A 16,698-nucleotide genomic window follows, 5' to 3' on the forward strand; every position below is an offset into this window, starting at 1 on the left:
CGGCGGCGCTCCGCAGGGCTTCGGTCGAACGCTCTTCCCTGTGGGCAAAGGAGAGGCCCGGGGGCACTGTCCCGGCCACATCCACGCGTAGATGAACGATAAACCACTCAGTAGGGTTCCGGGAAACCTCCGGTGGCCGCTGTGATGAGCGTTACCCCCAGTTACCGACTGGGGGGCGATTTCCGGACACAGGCCGCCTGCGGGGCTACGCCCCGCCGCGCACGACCACCGCGCCCAGCACCGACGGCAGCGGGTACCAGTCGGCCGACACCACGCTCGCGTGCCGCCCCGCCAGCAGCGACAGGCGGTCCCGGGCCTGCTGCTCGGTCGGATTCGTGCCGTCGATCGCCGGCGCCACCCGGTGCGCGTCGGTCATGACGACGAGGTAGTGGTTCCGGTCGTACCACGCGGTGTCGACCGACCCGCCCGCGTACACCGCCGCGTCCCCGTCGAAGACGACGAACCACGGACGGATCGAGGCGTCCGCGTACCGGCTGCGCGGGTCCCCCGCCGCAGCGTGATGGACCGCAGGGAACGCGCCCGCCTCGCCGAGGCGGCCCGCCGCGTCGAGATCGCGCAGATGCGTCGCGTACTCGCGGTCCGTCCACAGGGAGTCGAACGGGTTGTCCTCCTCGAGCGTGCCCGGTATCAGCTCGACCAGGAACCTCCCCGCCAGCTCCGAGCGTGCCGGCCAGCCGTCCGCCCGCACGGCCGTGTCGAGGTCCCGGTGCCCCCGGACCAGATCCGCCGGACGGTACAGGGCGTCACCGAGCCGCGCGGTCAGCAGCGCGTCCAGCGCCGCGGGCCCGCGGCCCTGCGTCCCCTGGAAACCGTCCTTGAGCTCCATCTTGATCAGGATCGGCCGGTGGCCAGGGTTCGCGTCGTGCCAGGCCCGCATGTCGGCCAGGCAGCCGCCGAGATCCTGGTTCCGCGCCCTGGCGCGCAGCTCGGCTGCCGTCGACGCGTTCACACAGTTGTTGTCGTTCCCCACCGGGTTGCTGTGCGAGACCCGCCACGACCGTCCGAAGGCGTTGGTCCACACGTCGATCTCGAGCATGCCCGCGCCCGAGTCGAGCGCGTCCGCGAAATAGGGGTACTTCGACTTCTCGTAGGCGTTGTGGACGCCGACGCCGGTGGTCGAGGAGTACGGGAGCTGCCCCGTGTCCGCCGGGCCGGCGGTGGACGCCTGCACCGGGGCGAGAGCGAGGACGAGCATTCCGGCCGCGACGGTCGTCGTTACAGCGGCGCGCGAGAACGTGCCCATGGGGGACCCTGCCTTTGCGTCGGGGGGTGGGCCCGGCGCATCAGCGCCGGGCCGGGCCAAGTCGACGGAAGGCTAGGGGAGTTGGGTGAACCGTGGGGAGACTGTACCCGGCCACTGCGAACGCCCCCGATGTGCCGGACGCACACCGCGTCACGCGCCGCCCGGGCCCGGTCCCACGGGCGCCGTGCCGGGGTGCGTACGCCGTCCCGCCGGGGCACGATGGCCGCATGCTGCTCGCCCGCGTCGCCGAAGTCTCCCGCGAGGTCGCCGCCACCTCGGCCCGCTCGCGCAAGATCGCCGCGCTGGCGGACCTGTTCGCCGAGGCATGGCCCGAGGACGTCGCGCTCGTCATCTCCTACCTCGCCGGGCGGGTGCCGCAGGGCCGCATCGGCATCGGCTGGAGCGTGCTGAAGGAGCCCGTGCCCCCGGCGTCCGTACCGGCCCTCACCGTCGGCGAGACCGATGCCGCGCTCTCCGCCCTGGCCCAGGTCTCCGGCCCCGGTGCCCAGGCCGAACGCCGCAGCCGGATCCACCGGCTGATGTCCGCGGCCACCGCGCAGGAGCAGCAGTTCCTGCTGCGGCTCCTCACCGGAGAGGTGCGCCAGGGAGCGCTCGACGCCGTCGCGCTCGAGGCGGTCGCGAAGGCCGCGGGCGCGCCCGCGGCCGATGTGCGCCGCGCCGTCATGCTGGAGGGCTCACTGCCCCGCGTGGCCGCGGCGGTGCTCGCCGAGGGGCCGGCGGCCCTCGAACGGTTCCGGCTGCGGGTCGGCAGTCCCGTGCAGCCGATGCTCGCGCACACCGCGAAGTCCGTGACCGAGGCGGTGTCGGCGATCGGCGCCGCCTGTGTCGTCGAGGAGAAGCTCGACGGCATCCGCGTCCAGGTGCACCGCTCCGGAACCGATGTCCGGATCTGCACCAGGTCCCTCGACGACATCACCGACCGGCTGCCCGAAGTGGCGCAGCAGGCCCGGGAGATGGCCGGCGACCGGTTCATCCTCGACGGCGAGGTCATCGCGATGGCGGCCGGCGGGCGGCCCGTACCGTTCCAGGACATCGCCTCGCGCGTGGGCTCACGCCTCGACGTCGAAGCGGCGCGCGCCGCGCTCCCGCTGTACCCGGTGTACTTCGACGTCCTCGCCGCCGACGGGGAGCCGGTGCTGGACCTGCCCGGCCACGAGCGGCACGCGATCCTCGCCCGCCTCGTCCCCGAGCCGACGCGGGTGCGGCGCCTCGTCGTCGACGACCCGTCCGACCCCGAACAGGTCGCCGCCGCGGAGGAGTTCTTCACCGCGACCCTGGACCGAGGCCACGAGGGCGTCCTGGTCAAGGCCCTCGACGCGCCGTACAGCGCCGGCCGCCGAGGGCGTTCCTGGCTCAAGGTCAAACCCGTCCACACCCTGGACCTCGTAGTCCTGGCCGTCGAATGGGGTCACGGCCGGCGCACCGGCCTGCTGTCCAACCTCCACCTCGGCGCCCGCGCGGCGGACGGCGGCTTCGTGATGCTCGGCAAGACCTTCAAGGGGCTCACCGACGAGATGCTGCGCCGGCAGACGGAGATGCTGCGCGAACTCGCCGTCGACGACGACGGTTTCACCGTGCGGGTACGGCCGGAGCTCGTCGTGGAGGTCGCTTATGACGGCCTTCAGCGCTCCAGCCGCTACCCGGCCGGCGTCGCCCTGCGTTTCGCCCGCGTGCTCCGCCACCGTCCGGACAAGCCGGCGACGGAGGCCGACACGATCGACCAGGTCCTCTCCGCCGCCCCCTGAAGGCACTCCCTGAAGGCGCCTCCTGAAGGCGACAGGAGGGTCCGCCCGGGGTTGTCGGCGAGGTGAACGAGGGCGCACTGTACCGTCGCACGGGTGAACCAACCGCACAGCTTTGACGCGTACGGCGCTCACGGCGCACACGGCGCACACGGTGTGGACCCGGACGACGCCACCCAGGTCCTCCCGCCGCTGGAGCCGACGCAGACCCTGCCGCGTGTCGAAGACCGGCCCGCGCGCCGGGCCGCGCCCCACGGTGGCGGGCGGGCCGGGGCCAGGTCCGGGGCCAGGTCCTCGTCCGGGGCACGGTCCGGGGTGCCGTTCCGGTCCCGGGGCGTCCTGGTCGCGGCGGTCATCGTCGTGTGCGCCGCCGCCGGGCTCGGTATCGGCGCGGTCCTCGGCGGCACCGGAGACGACGAGGAAGAGGCGCGCACCTCGTCCGACGCCTCGGTGGCGGCACAGGCTCAGACCTCGGCGGCGCCCGGCCCGGCCCCCACACCGGAGGCCGAGCCCGAGCCCACCCAGGCGGCGGAGTCCGCAACCGGCGAACCCCCCGTCCCCGACGGGCTGTACCTCCTCGTCGACGGGCGCACCGGCCGGGCCGCCGACGTGGAGGGCGGCTCCTCCGACGACGGCGTGCCCGTCATCGTGTGGGACTTCCACGGCGGACCCAACCAGCAGTGGGCCGTGACCGGCCTGGACGGCGGCCAGGTCCAGATCAGGGCCGTCCACTCGGGCAAGTGCCTCCAGGCCGCCGACCCGGCGGGGCCCGGCGCCGCCGTCGTCCAGCAGCCCTGCACCGGCGCCGGGGGCCAGCGCTGGGCGCTCACCTCCGACGCCGGTGGCCTCACCCTTTCCCTGCACGGCACGGGACTCGTCCTCACCGCCGACGGCCACGACGCCGGCGCGCCCCTGCGCCTCCAGGCACCGAATCCGGCCGCACCCTGGCCGTGGACGCTCCAGCCGGTGGCGTAGATATGCCGCGTCGATCCGGGCGGGGTCCGTGCGACTGTCAGGGGCCCCGGCCGATCGCCATGGGCACTATGTTTTCCTCACCCGGCCCTGGAGGCGGGCGCACCCCGGATCACCGTCTGACCGACTCAGGGTCCCTCAACGGGATCTGCCGGCCCCGCCCGGGGACGCTCCAACGCCGCCCGGCGTAGCCGCGGCGGCCCCGCTCGCGGGTCGCCCGGCGCAACACCCCGCCGGCGGGCGGCGCCGCCCCCGCGCGCAGGCCGCCCGCCCAGCGGCGGCGGAGGTCAGCGCAGGCCCAGGACCTTGTCGGCGAATGCCGACAGGTTGCCCATGGTCCGGGCGATCTGCTCCTCGAGCGTCAGGTTCTCCTCGTACCGGCCGTGGCGCAGCTTCGGCTGCCGCTTGCCGCGCACATACAGCGAGCAGGCGAGGTCGGCGCAGAGATACGTGCCCACCGTGTTGCCCTCCCGCCCGGCGGTACCCGCCAGTGGCGCCGCGAACAGTGTCACGCCCGAGGCGGCGTGTCCGGTGAGACACGCCTGGCACATGCTCGACTTCACGGCGCTGGTCCGTCCGGCGGAGGGGACGCGCAGGGTGATGCCGGTCGGCCCGTCCTCCCGTGGCAGTACCAGATGCGCCTTCAGCGGGGCGCCCGGATCGACCCAGCCGAGGAAGTCGAGTTCCTCCCAGGGGAGTTCGGCGAAATCGGCGGGCAGCCGCATACGGGTGGCCTCGCCCTTCGTGCAGTTCACGAAGGACGTACGGATCTGTTTGTCGGTCAGTGGTTCCACTCGGTCGAACGTACACAGCGTGGCCGGGTGCGGGCATCAGATTTATCGGGCATCGGATCTATGGTGTCCCCGTCCCGACGCCCCTCACGGAAGGAGCCTGGCCATGCCCACCGAGCCGCTGTCGCAGAAGGAGATCGAGGACCGGCTCCGGGAGCTCCCCGGCTGGTCGCTGGAGGGGGACAGGATCGCCCGCTCCTACCGCCTCGCCTCGCACTTCGCGGCAACCGCCATGGTCGTGCACATCGCGCAGATCCAGGAGGAGCTGAACCACCACTCGGATCTCACCCTCGGCTACAACACCGTCGCCCTCACCGTTCAGTCCCACGACCTGAACACCCTCACGGAACGCGACTTCAAGCTGGCCGAGCGGGTCGAACGGATCGCGGAGAGCCACGGCGCGAACTAGCGGCGACCGGTGCCCTGACCGGCGCGAGGACCTGCCCAGCCGGGCAACCGAGTCACCCTGGGCGATGACGGCACCATCCGTCTCGCGCTCGACGAGAAGAACAACGTCGCCGGTCTCACCGACGCTGCGGTACAAGCTCCAGCAGAGCGCGGCGGACCGGGCATGCGCCACGAGCACGGGCGGCTGTCGCTCGCGCAGTCTCCATCTCCACAAGGGCATGCCCATCGGTGCCACCGCCCACCAGGCCGGTACCGTCCGCTTCGGCGACGACTCGGCCACCTCCGTGCTGGACGTCAACGAAGGGCCACGACCTGGACAACCTCTGCGTGGCGGACGTGAGCTTCTTCCCCGGCGCCGGCGCGGTCAACCCGTCCCCGACGGCCGTCGCCAACGCGCTGCGGGCGGGGGACCACATCCTCGACCGGCTCGGCTGACGGACACGGCACCGTCCTCGCCGGCCGCCGGCGTGCAGCGGTGGCTGCTCCGGACGGGCGAACACCGTCCGCCGAGCGGGCCAACCCCCGTCGGCAGTCCGCCTCTCCTCGACCGCGCAGTGCTTCTGTGGACCCCCGGACCGGCCGGTGGGCCGGGCGACGAGGAGGCAGGCATTCGTGAATTCCACCGCGGGCGTATCCCGGGGCGCGATCCCGGCCGACCTGCTCAAGGGTCAGAAGGCACTGGTCACCGGAGCCAACTCGGGCATCGGCAGGGCGACGGCCGTCGGTCTCGGCCGGGCCGGCGCGGACGTGGTCGTGAACTATGTGGCAGGTCCTGAGGAAGCCGAGGAAGTGGTCGAGGAGATCACCTCGCTGGGAGTGCGCGCGGCGGCGTACGAAGCGGACGTGTCCCAGGAGGACCAGGTCGTCGCCATGATGGACCGGATGGTCCAGGAGTTCGGCACGATCGACATCCTGGTCGCCAACGCCGGGCTGCAGCGCGACGCCCGCTTCGCCGAGATGACCCTGGCCCAATGGCAGAAGGTGCTGGACGTCAACCTGACGGGGCAGTTCCTGTGTGCCCGGGAGGCGACGAAGGAGTTCCTGCGCCGCGGGGTCGTCCCGGAGGTGTCACGAGCGGCCGGAAAGATCATCTGCATGAGCTCGGTGCACCAGTTGATCCCCTGGGCGGGCCATGTGAACTACGCATCCTCCAAGGGCGGCGTGCACATGATGATGCAGACCCTGGCCCAGGAGCTCGCCCCGCAGAAGATCCGCGTCAACGCGGTCGCGCCGGGAGCCATCAAGACGCCCATCAACCGCGCCGCCTGGGAGACGCCCGAGGCCCGGAAGGATCTGCTGCAGCTGATCCCGTACGACCGCATCGGGGAGCCGGAGGACATCGCCCAGGCAGTCGTCGGCCTCGCCTCCGACCTCATGGACTACGTCGTGGGCACCACGCTCTACGTGGACGGCGGGATGACGCTGTTCCCCGGGTTCGCCACCGGCGGATGACCTTCGTCCCCACCCGTCGTCCCAGACAGCAAAGGGCACCCATGCGCAGCACGCTCGCCCTCCTGGCGGACGCCCCGGCACAGCTGCTTCCCGCCAGGTCGCCGATGGCGTTCACCCTCACCTGGCTCGACATCCACGGGGAACCAGAAGCCCTCACCGACACCGACCTGCGCGGCGGCACGAACGACGAGGCGTGACCGCCTGTGGCCGTGGGCGCGTGGATCCCCGAAGGATGAGCCCGCAGTGACCGAGCACGACATTCTGCTGGGCCTCGGCCTGACCGTGGCTCTCGCCGTGGGTTCCCAGATCCTGGCGAGCAGGCTGCGCGTGCCGGCCCTCATCGTGCTGCTTCCCGTCGGCTTCACCGCCGGAGCCCTGACCGACGTCGTCCAGCCCGACAAGCTGGTGGGGCCCGACTTCTCCGCCCTGGTCTCGCTGGCGGTGGCGGTGATCCTCTACGACGCCGGCCTGGCCCTGGACCTGCGCCGTCTCAAGGGCAGCACCCGCCGTGTCGTGGTGCGGCTGATCGCGCTGGGCGTACTGATCACCTGGGGGGCCTGTCTCGGTCTGGCCCTGGTGCTGTTCGACATCCCGCTCGCGGTGGCCGCGATGCTGGGCGTGATCCTCGTGGTGTCCGGTCCGACCGTGGTGGGGCCACTGCTCGAGTACGTCAGGCCGGCAGATCAGGTACGGCGGATCCTCATCTGGGAGGGGTCGCTCATCGACCCGGTCGGTGCCGTCCTGGGTGCCCTCGTCTTCCAGTCCATTGTCGCGGGCGGATTCGGCGGCGGAGGCGCGTACCGCTTCGGAGGCTTCCTCCTCAGCCTGACGGTCGGCCTGGTAGGCGGCGTGGTCGCCGTGGCGCTCCTGTGGTTCACGCTCCGTACGCTTCGGCTCGGCGAGACCCTGGGCACGCTCGCCCAACTCGCCGTCGTCATCCTGGTGTCCGCAGGCTGCGACGTGGTGCGCGACGACACCGGGCTCGTCGCCGCGATCGTGGCCGGGCTGGCGGTCGCGAACCTGCCCGGCTTCGACATGCCCGCCCGCCGACCGTTCTTCGAAACGCTCGTCCAGTTGGTCATCGGCCTGCTGTTCGTCTCCATCTCCGCCACGGTGCCGCCGTCGTCCGTGACACCCGTGTTGCTGCCGTGCCTCGTCCTTGTCGCCGTGCTCGTCCTGGTGGTGAGACCCCTCGTCGCCTATCTGGCCACCGGCCGGACGGACCTCAGCCCCGGAGCACGGGCCTTCATCGGATGGATGGCGCCGCGCGGCATCGTCGCCGCCTCGACCGCAGCGACCTTCTCGGCGACCCTCGTCGACCTGGGGCTGGACGGTGCCGGCAAGATCCTCCCGATCACCTTCCTGGTGATCACCGGAACCGTCGTGTGCTACGCCCTCACGGCCGGCCCGGTGGCCACCGGGCTCGGGGTTGTCGTCTCCCCTCGTACCCGTCCGCTGCTCGTCGGCGGCGATCCTTGGGTGATCGCGCTCGGACAGGCGCTGCGGTCCGCCGGACTCGACGTGTTGATGTGGGCCGGGCCCGAACGGCAACGGGACCGGATCAGACAGGCGGGACTGGCCCTGGCCTCCGGCGAACTGCTGGCTGCCGCTGCCGACGAGGCTCAACTGGAGGGCGTCACCGCGATGTTCCTGCTGACCGGTGATGACGACTTCAACGCGCTCGCCTCCATCGTGATGCGGGTCGGCGTCGACGGCCCGGTGTACCGGATCGGCCCCCCGGACGACAGGGAGGGTGCTGTCGCCCCGTACACCGGCGGAGCCATCCTTTTCGGCAGGACGCTCACGCGGCGCGCCCTGGCGACCCGTCACGCGCAGGGATCCCGCTTCACGGTGCTGCCCACCGCCCGGCCTCTGCAGCCGCAGCACGACACGCTGTTCGTCCTGCGGGCCGACGGCCGGCTCGAACCGGTCACGGACCAGGCGGCGGTCACCCCACGGGACGGTGACTCGGTCGTCGTGCTGGTGCCTACGCTGCCGGGGGAACGGAGCCCGTCGTCCGGCTGAGGCCGGGCGTGATTCACAGGAGAGACCTAACCACCACTGCCCTGTTCCCGGATACGGTTCAGGGTCGCGTCCAGGGTGATGGCCGCGTCGATGAGCGCCAGATGCGTGAACGCCTGGGGAAAGTTGCCCAGTTGCCGGCCGGTCAGGGCGATCTCCTCGGAGAACAGCCCCAGATGGTTGGCATACGTCATCATCTTCTCCAGGACCAGCCTGGCCTGATCGGTCCGCCCGGCCCGCGCCAGCGCGTCGACGTACATGAAGGTACACAGGGAGAACGTCCCTTCGGAGCCGCGCAGCCCGTCGGGCGAAGCAGCGGGGTCGTACCGGTAGACGAGACTGTCGGTGACCAGCTCCTGGTCCATGGCGTCCAGGGTGGACTTCCACATCGGGTCGTCGGGCGTGATGAAGCCGACCGTCGGCATGCGCAGCAGGGACGAGTCGAGGACATCAGTGCCGTAGTGCTGGACGAAGGCCCTCCGGTGCTGGTCCCAGCCCTTGGCCAGGACCTGCTGGTAGATCCTGTCGCGTTCGCTGCTCCACCGCGTGGTGGCGGCGGGCCTACCGCTGGCGCGCGCGAGCCGCAGCGCGCGGTCGAAGGCGACCCAGGACATCACCCGCCCGTAGGTGAAGTGCTTGCGGCCGCCGCGGGTCTCCCAGAGGCCCTCCCCGGCCTGGTCCCAGTGGTCGACGAGCCAGTCGAGCAGCGTGTGCAGCGAGGCCCAGCCGTGGGTGTCCAGTTGGATCCCGCGCTGGTGGGCGAAGTAGATGCTGTCCATCGCCTCCCCGTAGATGTCCAGTTGCAGCTGGGTCGCGGCGCCGTTGCCGATGCGTACCGGGGAAGACCGTTCGTAGCCCTCCCAGTGGTCCAGAGTTTCCTCGACGAGATCGGAGGAGCCGTCGACCCGGTACATGATGTTCAGCGGACCCGTGTCGCCCTCGCTGCCGGCCCGCTCCTTCACCCGGTCGCCCAGCCAGCCGATGAACGCGGTCGCCTCCTCCTTGAACCCCAGACCCAGCAGGGCGTACACGGAGAACGAGGCGTCGCGGATCCAGGTGAAGCGGTAGTCCCAGTTGCGCTCGCCGCCCATTTGCTCCGGCAGCCCCGCCGTCGGGGCCGCCACCAGCGCGCCACTGGGTGCGTACGTCATGAGCTTCAGCGTCACCGCCGAGCGTTCGACGGCTTCGCGCCACCGTCCCGTGTAGCGGGACTGGCCGAGCCACGACCGCCAGTACCGGACGGTGCTGTCGAACAGCTCCTCGAACTCGGCGAGCCGGATCTCGCGCGGGGGCCCGTCGGCCGACGACTCCAGGACCAGACCCCGCTGCTGACCGGCCCGCAGGGTCAGGGAGAACCGCAGATCCTGGTCGCTCGTGAGCGAGTTGACGAGCCGCTCGTCCCCCGGTTCGCGGACCGGGTGCACGGTCAGCTCGACATCGTCCGACACGAACACCAGCCCCTGGCCGGCGATGTGCAGCTTGTGCGGTTTGCGGCCGTAGTCGAACCGCGGGGCGATGTCGACCTCGAAGGTCATGCTGCCGCGTACGCAGCGGAGCATGCGGACCAGACGATGGCGCTCGGTGGCCGCAGGCCCGGTGACCGGCATGAAGTCGACCACTTCGCCGGCGCCGGCCTCGGTCATGAAACGGGTCACCAGAATCGCGGTGTCAGGGAGGTACAGCTGCTTGGTCGCGTACGTCTCGTGGGAGGGCCGGACCGTGCAGTGACCGCCCTTCCCTGCATCCAGCAACGCGCCGAACACGCTGGGCGAGTCGAAACGCGGACAGCAGAACCAGTCGATGGCTCCGTCCGTGGTCACCAGCGCCGCGGTCTGCAGATCACCGATCAGCCCGTGGTTCTCGATCAGGGCGTATTCGTTCATCGCTGAGCCCCTTTCGGTGCTGCCCGATCAGCATAGGCACGACGGCTCCGACGGGCCTCCCGGGCCGGCCCGGGGAGTGCACCTGCCTGCGGTGCTGCCTCTGCGCGCGCCGTGCGCCGGTTCCGTCGACCCCACGACAGCCGTTCAGGTCTCAACCACATCGAGGCTTTTCTGCACACGATCGGCCGTACGGCACTCCACGGCCGCTTCGTGCTCGCCGACAACCACGGGCGCCCGCGCCTTCTGGTCCCCTCCAGGGTGTGGGAGGACTACCTCCGGGTCGGCGTCACAGAGATCCGTGAGTAAGGGGCGACATCCCTGCAGGTTTGCAGACGGCTCCGCGCGCTGCTGGAGGGCCTTCGCGGTACCGTGCGCGCCGAGCACCTGGCGGTGGTCGACGAGGAGCTCGACACCGAACGGGTGGTGCTTTGCCGGAACGGCAAGAAAGTTCGCCATAACGGGACCGTCCGCGCCACCCTGACGCCATGAGCCATCACCACGACTCCACCCACATCGACTGGAACGAGCAGGCGCAGCTCCTGGAGCACGGCGCGGAGGTGCAGAGCCCGCTGTACCGGCAGGCGGCCGACTGGCTGCGCGAGCTGGTTCCCCCGGGCGGCGTCCGCCGCATCCTCGACATCGGCAGCGGGCCGGGCGTCATCAGCGGGGTACTCGCGGAGGCCTTCCCGTACGCCGAGGTCGTCGCCGTCGACGCCACCGCGCCGCTCCTGGAACGGGCCCTGACCCGCGCGGCCCGCAACGGCCAGGCCGACCGCATCAGCATCCGCCACGCCGAACTGCCCGAGGGGATCGAGGAGCTCGGCGAGGCGGACCTCATCTGGGCGTCCGGGGCCGTGCACCACCTCGGCGACCAGCGCGCCGCGACCGCCGCCCTGGCCCGGCTGCTGCGGCCGGGTGGGCTGCTCGCCCTCGTCGAGGGCGGGCTGCCCACCCGGCACCTGCCGCGTGACATCGGCATCGGCAGGCCGGGCCTGGAGAGCAGGATCGGCGCCGCCGTCGACGACTGGTTCAGCCGGATGCGGGCAGAGCTGCCGGGCGCGAAGGACGAGGTCGAGGACTGGCGCGCGCTGCTGGCAGCCTCGGGGCTCACCCCGAGCGGCACGCGCTCCTTCCTCCTCGACATCCCGGCACCCGCGCCGATGGCGGTGCGCGAGCAGCTGGTGTCGGGCTTCGCCTGGCAGCGGCGGATGGTGGAGGGTCTGCTGCCGGACGAGGACCTCGCGGTCATCGACCGGCTGCTGGACCCCGAGGACCCGGAGGGACTGCTGCGGCGCCCCGACGCCTACTTCCTGGGCGCGCGCACCCTGTTCACGGCCCGCAAGGACTGAGCCGGCGCGGCCGGCTGACGGCCCGGGTACGGCTGACGGGCCGGGCGGGTGTCCGGCGGCCGGGACGGGCCGGGCGGGTCCGGCCGTCGGCCGTACCGTCCGTCCCGTCAGCCGGCCGCCGTGTCCGGTGCCACCGGCTCCAACTGCCACCACTGGTTGGGGGAGTCGGTGTCCTCCCACTGCTGCACGTTCGCCCCGTCGTCCGCGGAGGAGCCGGCCACCTCCAGCAGCAGGCCGCTGATGAAGCTGACGACCGTCACCGTGCCCGGCGAGTCGAGATGGCGCTCGACGATCCATTCCTGGGCGCCGAAGTTGTTCGGCTTCCACTGCTGGACGTTGGCACCGTTGTCCGTCGAGGCGTTCGCCACGTCGAGTCGTTTGCCGCTCGCCGCGTTGACGAAGTGGTACAGCCCGTTGCCGTTCGGCACCGGGGCGATGTGCCACCGCTGGGCCAAGGCGCCCGTCTCCTTGCCCTGCTGGACGTTGACCCCGCCGCCCTTGCCCCCGCCGTACACCTCGAGCAGCAGTCCGCTGCCGACGTTCCGCACCAGGTAGAGCCCTGGCTCGAGTGGCCCGTTCACTTCGCCCCCGCTTTGTTCCCGTGCCCCGTCCGGCCCCTCCGGACGACCGACGCACTCATCGTCGCACCCGCCACCGACAACGACGCCCTTCCCCCGGGACGGCCCGCCGGCTGACACGAAACGGTGCAGCCGCGCGTCCGCGACTGCGCCGTACGGGCCCACTGGGCCGGCCTCGAGGCGGCCAGGGGGCGACGTCCGTTCAGGAGTTGACGTTCGCCGGCTCCGGGCCGAGGCGCTTGCCCTCGTCCAGGGCCGCGAAGGCGGCCATGTCGTCGGCGTCCAGCTCGAAGTCGAACACGTCGATGTTCTCCCGGATCCGCGACGGGGTCACGGACTTGGGGATCACCACGTTGCCCATCTGGAGGTGCCAGCGCAGCACCACCTGGGCCGGGGTGCGGTCGTGCTTGCGGGCCACGGCCACGACCGTGGGGGCCTGGAGCAGGTCCTTGCCCTGGCCGAGCGGGGACCATGCCTCCGTGGCGATGCCGTGCTTCGCGTGGAAGTCCCGGAGCGCGGACTGCTGGAGCTGCGGGTGCAGCTCGATCTGGTTGACCGCGGGGACGACCGACGTCTCGTCGATGAGACGCTGGAGGTGCTCGGGCTGGAAGTTCGACACGCCGATCGCCTTCGCGCGGCCGTCGGCGTGGATCTTCTCCAGGGCCCGGTAGGTGTCCACGTAGGTGTCCCTGGCCGGCATCGGCCAGTGGATCAGGTACAGGTCGACCTGGTCGAGGCCCAGCTTCCCGAGGGAGGCGTCGAATGCGCGCAGCGTCGCGTCGTACCCCTGGTCGGAGTTCCACACCTTGGTGGTGACGAAGAGTTCGTCGCGGGCGATCCCGGAGCCGGTGACGGCCTTGCCGGTGCCCGTCTCGTTCCCGTAGATGGCCGCGGTGTCGATGCTGCGGTAGCCGGCCTCCAGGGCCGTGGTGACCGTCTGCTCCGCCTCGTCGTCGGGCACCTGCCAGACACCGAAGCCGAGCTGCGGCATCGCGACGCCGTTGTGGAGGGTGATGAAGGGGACCTTGCTCACGAGCGGTCGATCCTTACGTCGTCGGTTGGGTACTTCTCAGGTTGAACGATCATTGCCGCCGGTGCATTCCCCGCGCGGGCGCGTCGCAGCTCAGCGGTACAGGGCTTCGACCTCGGCCGCGTAGGCGTTCTCGATCGCCTTGCGTTTCAGCTTCAGCGACGGCGTGAGCAGCCCGTGCTCCTCGCTGAAGGGATGCGCGAGTATCCGGAACGTACGGATCGACTCGGACTTGGAGACCAGGGTGTTCGCGGCGACCACGGCGCGGCGGATCTCCGTCTCCAGGTCCGGGTCGCGCACCATCTCCGCGGGCGGCAGCGGCGGTCTGCCCTGGATGGCCAGCCAGTGCTCCACCGCTTCCGGGTCGAGGGTGACGAGTGCCGCGATGTACGGCCGGTCGTTGCCGACGACGATGCACTGGGCCACCAGCGGGTGCGCCCGCACCCGCTCCTCCAGGCCGGCGGGCGAGACGCTCTTGCCGCCCGAGGTCACCAAGATCTCCTTCTTGCGCCCGGTGATCGTCAGATAGCCGTCGTCGTCGAGCGAGCCCAGGTCGCCGGTGGCCAGCCAGCCGTCGTGCAGCACGGCGTCGGTGGCGTTCGGATCACCCAGGTACCCCTGGAAGATGTTGGCGCCGTGCAGCCACACCTCGCCGTCCTCCGCGATGTGCACGGTGGTGCCGGGGATGGGCAGACCGACGGTGCCGTAGCGGGTGCGCTCCGGCGGGTTCGCGGTGGCCGCGGCCGTCGATTCGGTGAGCCCGTAGCCCTCGTAGATGGTGACTCCGGCGCCTTCGAAGAACAGCCCGAGCCGCCGGTCCATGCCGGAGCCGCCGGACATCGCGTGCCGCACCCGGCCGCCCATCGCCTCGCGGACCTTCGCGTACACCAGCTTCTCGAACAGCTGGTGCTGCACGCGCAGTCCGGCGGACGGACCCGGGCCGAGGCCGAAGGCCCGGTGCTCCAGGGCCTCCGCGTACCGCACCGCGACGTCGGCCGCCTTGTCGAAGGCGCCCAGCTTTCCGGTGGTCTCGGCCTTGCGGCGGGCGGCGTTGAAGACCTTCTCGAAGATGTATGGCACGGCCAGGATGAACGTCGGCCGGAACGCGGCCAGGTCGGGCAGCAGGGCGCTCGCCTGAAGGACCGGCTGGTGGCCCATCTTGACCCGGCCGCGGATCGCCGCGACCTCGACCATCCGGCCGAAGACGTGCGACAGCGGCAGGAACAGCAGGGTCGACGGCTCGTCCCCCGGCTTGGAGCGGAACACCGACTCCCAGCGGCCGACCATCGTGTCCGCCTCGAACATGAAGTTCGCATGGGTGATGACGCAGCCCTTGGGGCGGCCGGTGGTGCCCGATGTGTAGATGATCGTGGCCACCGAGTCCGGAGTGACCGCCCGCCGGTGCCGGTGGACCACCTCGTCGTCGATGTGCGCGCCCGCCTCGAACAGCTGCTCCACAGCGCCGGCGTCCAGTTGCCACAGCCGTTTCATCTGCGGCAGCCGGTCGATCACGGAACCGATGGTCATGGCGTGGTCCTCGTGCTCCACCATGCACGCCGAGACCTCGGAGTCGTGCAGCATCCAGAAGACCTGCTCGACGGACGAGGTCGGGTACAGCGGCACGGACTGGGCCCCGACGGTCCACAGCGCGAAGTCGAACAGCGTCCACTCGTAGCGCGTACGGCACATCAGGCCGACCCGGTCGCCGAACCGCACCCCGTGCGCCAGCAGCCCCTTGGCCAGTGCCAGTACCTCGTCACGGAACTGCCCGGACGTCACGTCCTGCCACTGGCCCGCGCTGTCCTTGCGTCCGAGCGCGACGCGGTCCGGGTCGTCGAGGGCATGGTCGAAGACCGCGTCCGCAAGCCCGCCGACCTGGGGCGCCGCGGCCATGGGTGGGACAGTGAACTCGCGCAATGGCTGCTCCTTGTGGCGCTCCGCACAGCGCCGCGACCGTACCCCACGATCTCGTCCGGTGGGAGGGTCTACGTCAACCGTGGATGAATGGCGTAGACACAGGTCAGCGGCGGTGAGCAGGTCGTGCGGACGGCCTGGGTGCCCGATGTCTGACCGGTGAGTAAGCAGCCCGGTGCGCAATCTCCACCGAATCTGTACGGCCTGGTCACCGCCGCTCCATCTGCGCGATCGTGGTCCGTACCGGGGCCGGACCGGGGCGCGGACGCGGGGACGGCCGGCCGGACCGGCCGCGGTCATCCCGGCACCGGCGTGTGCAGCCGGTCGCCCGCCGCGAGCAGCGCGGCGGCCAACGCTTCCGCGGCCTCCTGGGCCGCGTCCCTGCGGCGGCCCTGCAGCAGGACGAAGTCCACCGTGCCGAGCTCCGGCAGACCCACCCGGTCCGGCACCGTGACCAACCCGGGAGGGATCAGCCCACGGGTGTGCGCCATGACACCCAGACCGGCACGGGCGGCGGCCACCAGCCCGCTGAGGCTGCCGCTGGTGCACGCCATCCGCCAGGACCGGCCCGCCTGCTCCAGCACCTCAAGGGCCCGGGCCCGGGTCAGGGCCGGCGGCGGGAACAGGATCAGGGGGAGCGGTCGGTCCGGGTCGACCCGCAGGCCCTCCGCCGAGATCCACACCATCCGGTCCCGCCACACCAGCTCGCCGTGCGTCGCGCCGGGCCCCCGCTTGGCGAGCACCAGGTCCAGCCGGCCCGCCTCCAGCCACTTGTGCAGGGTGCCCGACAGCTCCACGGTCAGCTCCAGGTCCACCTCCGGGTGATCACGCCGGAACGCCTCGAGGATCTCCGGCAGCCGCGTCAGCACGAAGTCCTCCGAGGCGCCGAACCGCAGCCGCCCGCGCAACCGCGTGCCGGTGAAATAGGCCGCGGCGCGCTCGTGCGCCTGGAGGATCGTGCGGGCGAAGCCGAGCATCGCCTCGCCGTCCTCCGTCAGCTCCACGCTGTGCGTGTCGCGGCTGAACAGCGGCCGGCCGATGGCGTCCTCGAGCCGGCGCACATGCTGGCTGACCGTCGACTGACGCAGCCCGAGCCGGCGCGCGGCCTGCGTGAAGTTCAGCGTCTGCGCCACGGCCAGGAACGTACGCAACTGGGTGGGGTCGTACACACCGCCGATCCTAGATACGCAGCGCGGGTACGGCGGTCCCCGCGGCGACCGCGATGCGCCGGACCGGGTACGGTGCCCGTCCGCGATGCGCACGGCCCGGCGC

16 protein-coding genes are annotated in these 16,698 nt (G+C 71.5%); 8 read left to right on the forward strand and 8 right to left on the reverse strand.

All coding sequences use genetic code 11. The features are described from left to right. Positions 1 to 205: 205 nt before the first annotated feature. Entirely contained in the window at positions 206 to 1,264 is a 1,059-nt protein-coding gene (locus tag OGH68_RS31320; protein ID WP_264248733.1) for a phosphatidylinositol-specific phospholipase C domain-containing protein, read from the reverse strand. 227 nt (positions 1,265 to 1,491) lie between these two features. Between OGH68_RS31320 and OGH68_RS31325 the strand changes: the two genes are divergently transcribed. Both OGH68_RS31325 and OGH68_RS31330 read left to right on the forward strand, forming a co-directional pair. After that, entirely contained in the window at positions 1,492 to 3,030 is a 1,539-nt protein-coding gene (locus OGH68_RS31325; RefSeq protein WP_264248734.1) for an ATP-dependent DNA ligase, read from the forward strand. Between the two features lie 93 nt (positions 3,031 to 3,123). Continuing rightward, a complete protein-coding gene (locus OGH68_RS31330) occupies positions 3,124 to 4,002 on the forward strand; it encodes an RICIN domain-containing protein (protein ID WP_264248735.1) in 879 nt (292 codons plus the stop codon). 284 nt (positions 4,003 to 4,286) lie between these two features. Here OGH68_RS31330 and OGH68_RS31335 read toward each other — a convergent pair whose 3' ends face one another. Further along, a complete protein-coding gene (locus tag OGH68_RS31335) occupies positions 4,287 to 4,793 on the reverse strand; it encodes an FBP domain-containing protein (protein ID WP_264248736.1) in 507 nt (168 codons plus the stop codon). 103 nt (positions 4,794 to 4,896) lie between these two features. Between OGH68_RS31335 and OGH68_RS31340 the strand changes: the two genes are divergently transcribed. The 5 genes from OGH68_RS31340 (at position 4,897) to OGH68_RS31360 (ending at position 8,675) form a co-directional block, all read left to right on the forward strand. After that, the gene (locus OGH68_RS31340; RefSeq protein ID WP_264248737.1) at positions 4,897 to 5,199 is read left to right on the forward strand and encodes a 4a-hydroxytetrahydrobiopterin dehydratase; all 303 of its coding nucleotides are present in this window, start codon (positions 4,897 to 4,899) and stop codon (positions 5,197 to 5,199) included. A gap of 326 nt (positions 5,200 to 5,525) precedes the next feature. Then, positions 5,526 to 5,633: a hypothetical protein gene (locus OGH68_RS36230; RefSeq protein WP_319020254.1), complete on the forward strand. Its 108-nt coding sequence runs from the start codon at positions 5,526 to 5,528 to the stop codon at positions 5,631 to 5,633. A gap of 222 nt (positions 5,634 to 5,855) precedes the next feature. Further along, a complete protein-coding gene (locus OGH68_RS31350; RefSeq protein WP_264250374.1) occupies positions 5,856 to 6,650 on the forward strand; it encodes an SDR family oxidoreductase in 795 nt (264 codons plus the stop codon). Between the two features lie 41 nt (positions 6,651 to 6,691). After that, positions 6,692 to 6,847 (forward strand): hypothetical protein, encoded by a 156-nt coding sequence (locus OGH68_RS31355; RefSeq protein WP_264248738.1) that lies wholly within the window; start codon positions 6,692 to 6,694, stop codon positions 6,845 to 6,847. Between the two features lie 46 nt (positions 6,848 to 6,893). Further along, complete coding sequence (locus OGH68_RS31360; RefSeq protein ID WP_264248739.1) at positions 6,894 to 8,675, forward strand: cation:proton antiporter; 1,782 nt, start codon at positions 6,894 to 6,896, stop codon at positions 8,673 to 8,675. Between the two features lie 26 nt (positions 8,676 to 8,701). On the opposite strand, the gene OGH68_RS31365 is transcribed toward OGH68_RS31360, so the two are convergent. Together OGH68_RS31365 and OGH68_RS31370 are read right to left on the reverse strand one after the other, a co-directional pair. Continuing rightward, positions 8,702 to 10,555 (reverse strand): glycoside hydrolase family 15 protein, encoded by a 1,854-nt coding sequence (locus OGH68_RS31365; RefSeq protein ID WP_264248740.1) that lies wholly within the window; start codon positions 10,553 to 10,555, stop codon positions 8,702 to 8,704. Between the two features lie 144 nt (positions 10,556 to 10,699). Then, the gene (locus tag OGH68_RS31370) at positions 10,700 to 11,011 is read right to left on the reverse strand and encodes a hypothetical protein (protein ID WP_264248741.1); all 312 of its coding nucleotides are present in this window, start codon (positions 11,009 to 11,011) and stop codon (positions 10,700 to 10,702) included. A gap of 29 nt (positions 11,012 to 11,040) precedes the next feature. Between OGH68_RS31370 and OGH68_RS31375 the strand changes: the two genes are divergently transcribed. After that, positions 11,041 to 11,904: a class I SAM-dependent methyltransferase gene (locus OGH68_RS31375; RefSeq protein ID WP_264248742.1), complete on the forward strand. Its 864-nt coding sequence runs from the start codon at positions 11,041 to 11,043 to the stop codon at positions 11,902 to 11,904. A gap of 107 nt (positions 11,905 to 12,011) precedes the next feature. Here OGH68_RS31375 and OGH68_RS31380 read toward each other — a convergent pair whose 3' ends face one another. The 4 genes from OGH68_RS31380 to OGH68_RS31395 all read right to left on the reverse strand — a co-directional run bounded on the left by OGH68_RS31380 (position 12,012) and on the right by OGH68_RS31395 (position 16,604). After that, a complete protein-coding gene (locus OGH68_RS31380; protein WP_264248743.1) occupies positions 12,012 to 12,485 on the reverse strand; it encodes an RICIN domain-containing protein in 474 nt (157 codons plus the stop codon). Between the two features lie 199 nt (positions 12,486 to 12,684). Next, the gene (locus tag OGH68_RS31385) at positions 12,685 to 13,515 is read right to left on the reverse strand and encodes an aldo/keto reductase (protein WP_264248745.1); all 831 of its coding nucleotides are present in this window, start codon (positions 13,513 to 13,515) and stop codon (positions 12,685 to 12,687) included. A 90-nt stretch (positions 13,516 to 13,605) separates the two neighbouring features. After that, on the reverse strand, positions 13,606 to 15,405 hold the full coding sequence (locus OGH68_RS31390) for an AMP-dependent synthetase/ligase (protein WP_264248746.1): 1,800 nt from the start codon (positions 15,403 to 15,405) through the stop codon (positions 13,606 to 13,608). A gap of 317 nt (positions 15,406 to 15,722) precedes the next feature. Beyond that, on the reverse strand, positions 15,723 to 16,604 hold the full coding sequence (locus OGH68_RS31395; protein WP_264250375.1) for a LysR family transcriptional regulator: 882 nt from the start codon (positions 16,602 to 16,604) through the stop codon (positions 15,723 to 15,725). Positions 16,605 to 16,698 lie beyond the last annotated feature (94 nt).

Origin of the sequence: Streptomyces peucetius (assembly GCF_025854275.1) — a bacterium.
GTDB lineage: Bacteria > Actinomycetota > Actinomycetes > Streptomycetales > Streptomycetaceae > Streptomyces > Streptomyces peucetius_A.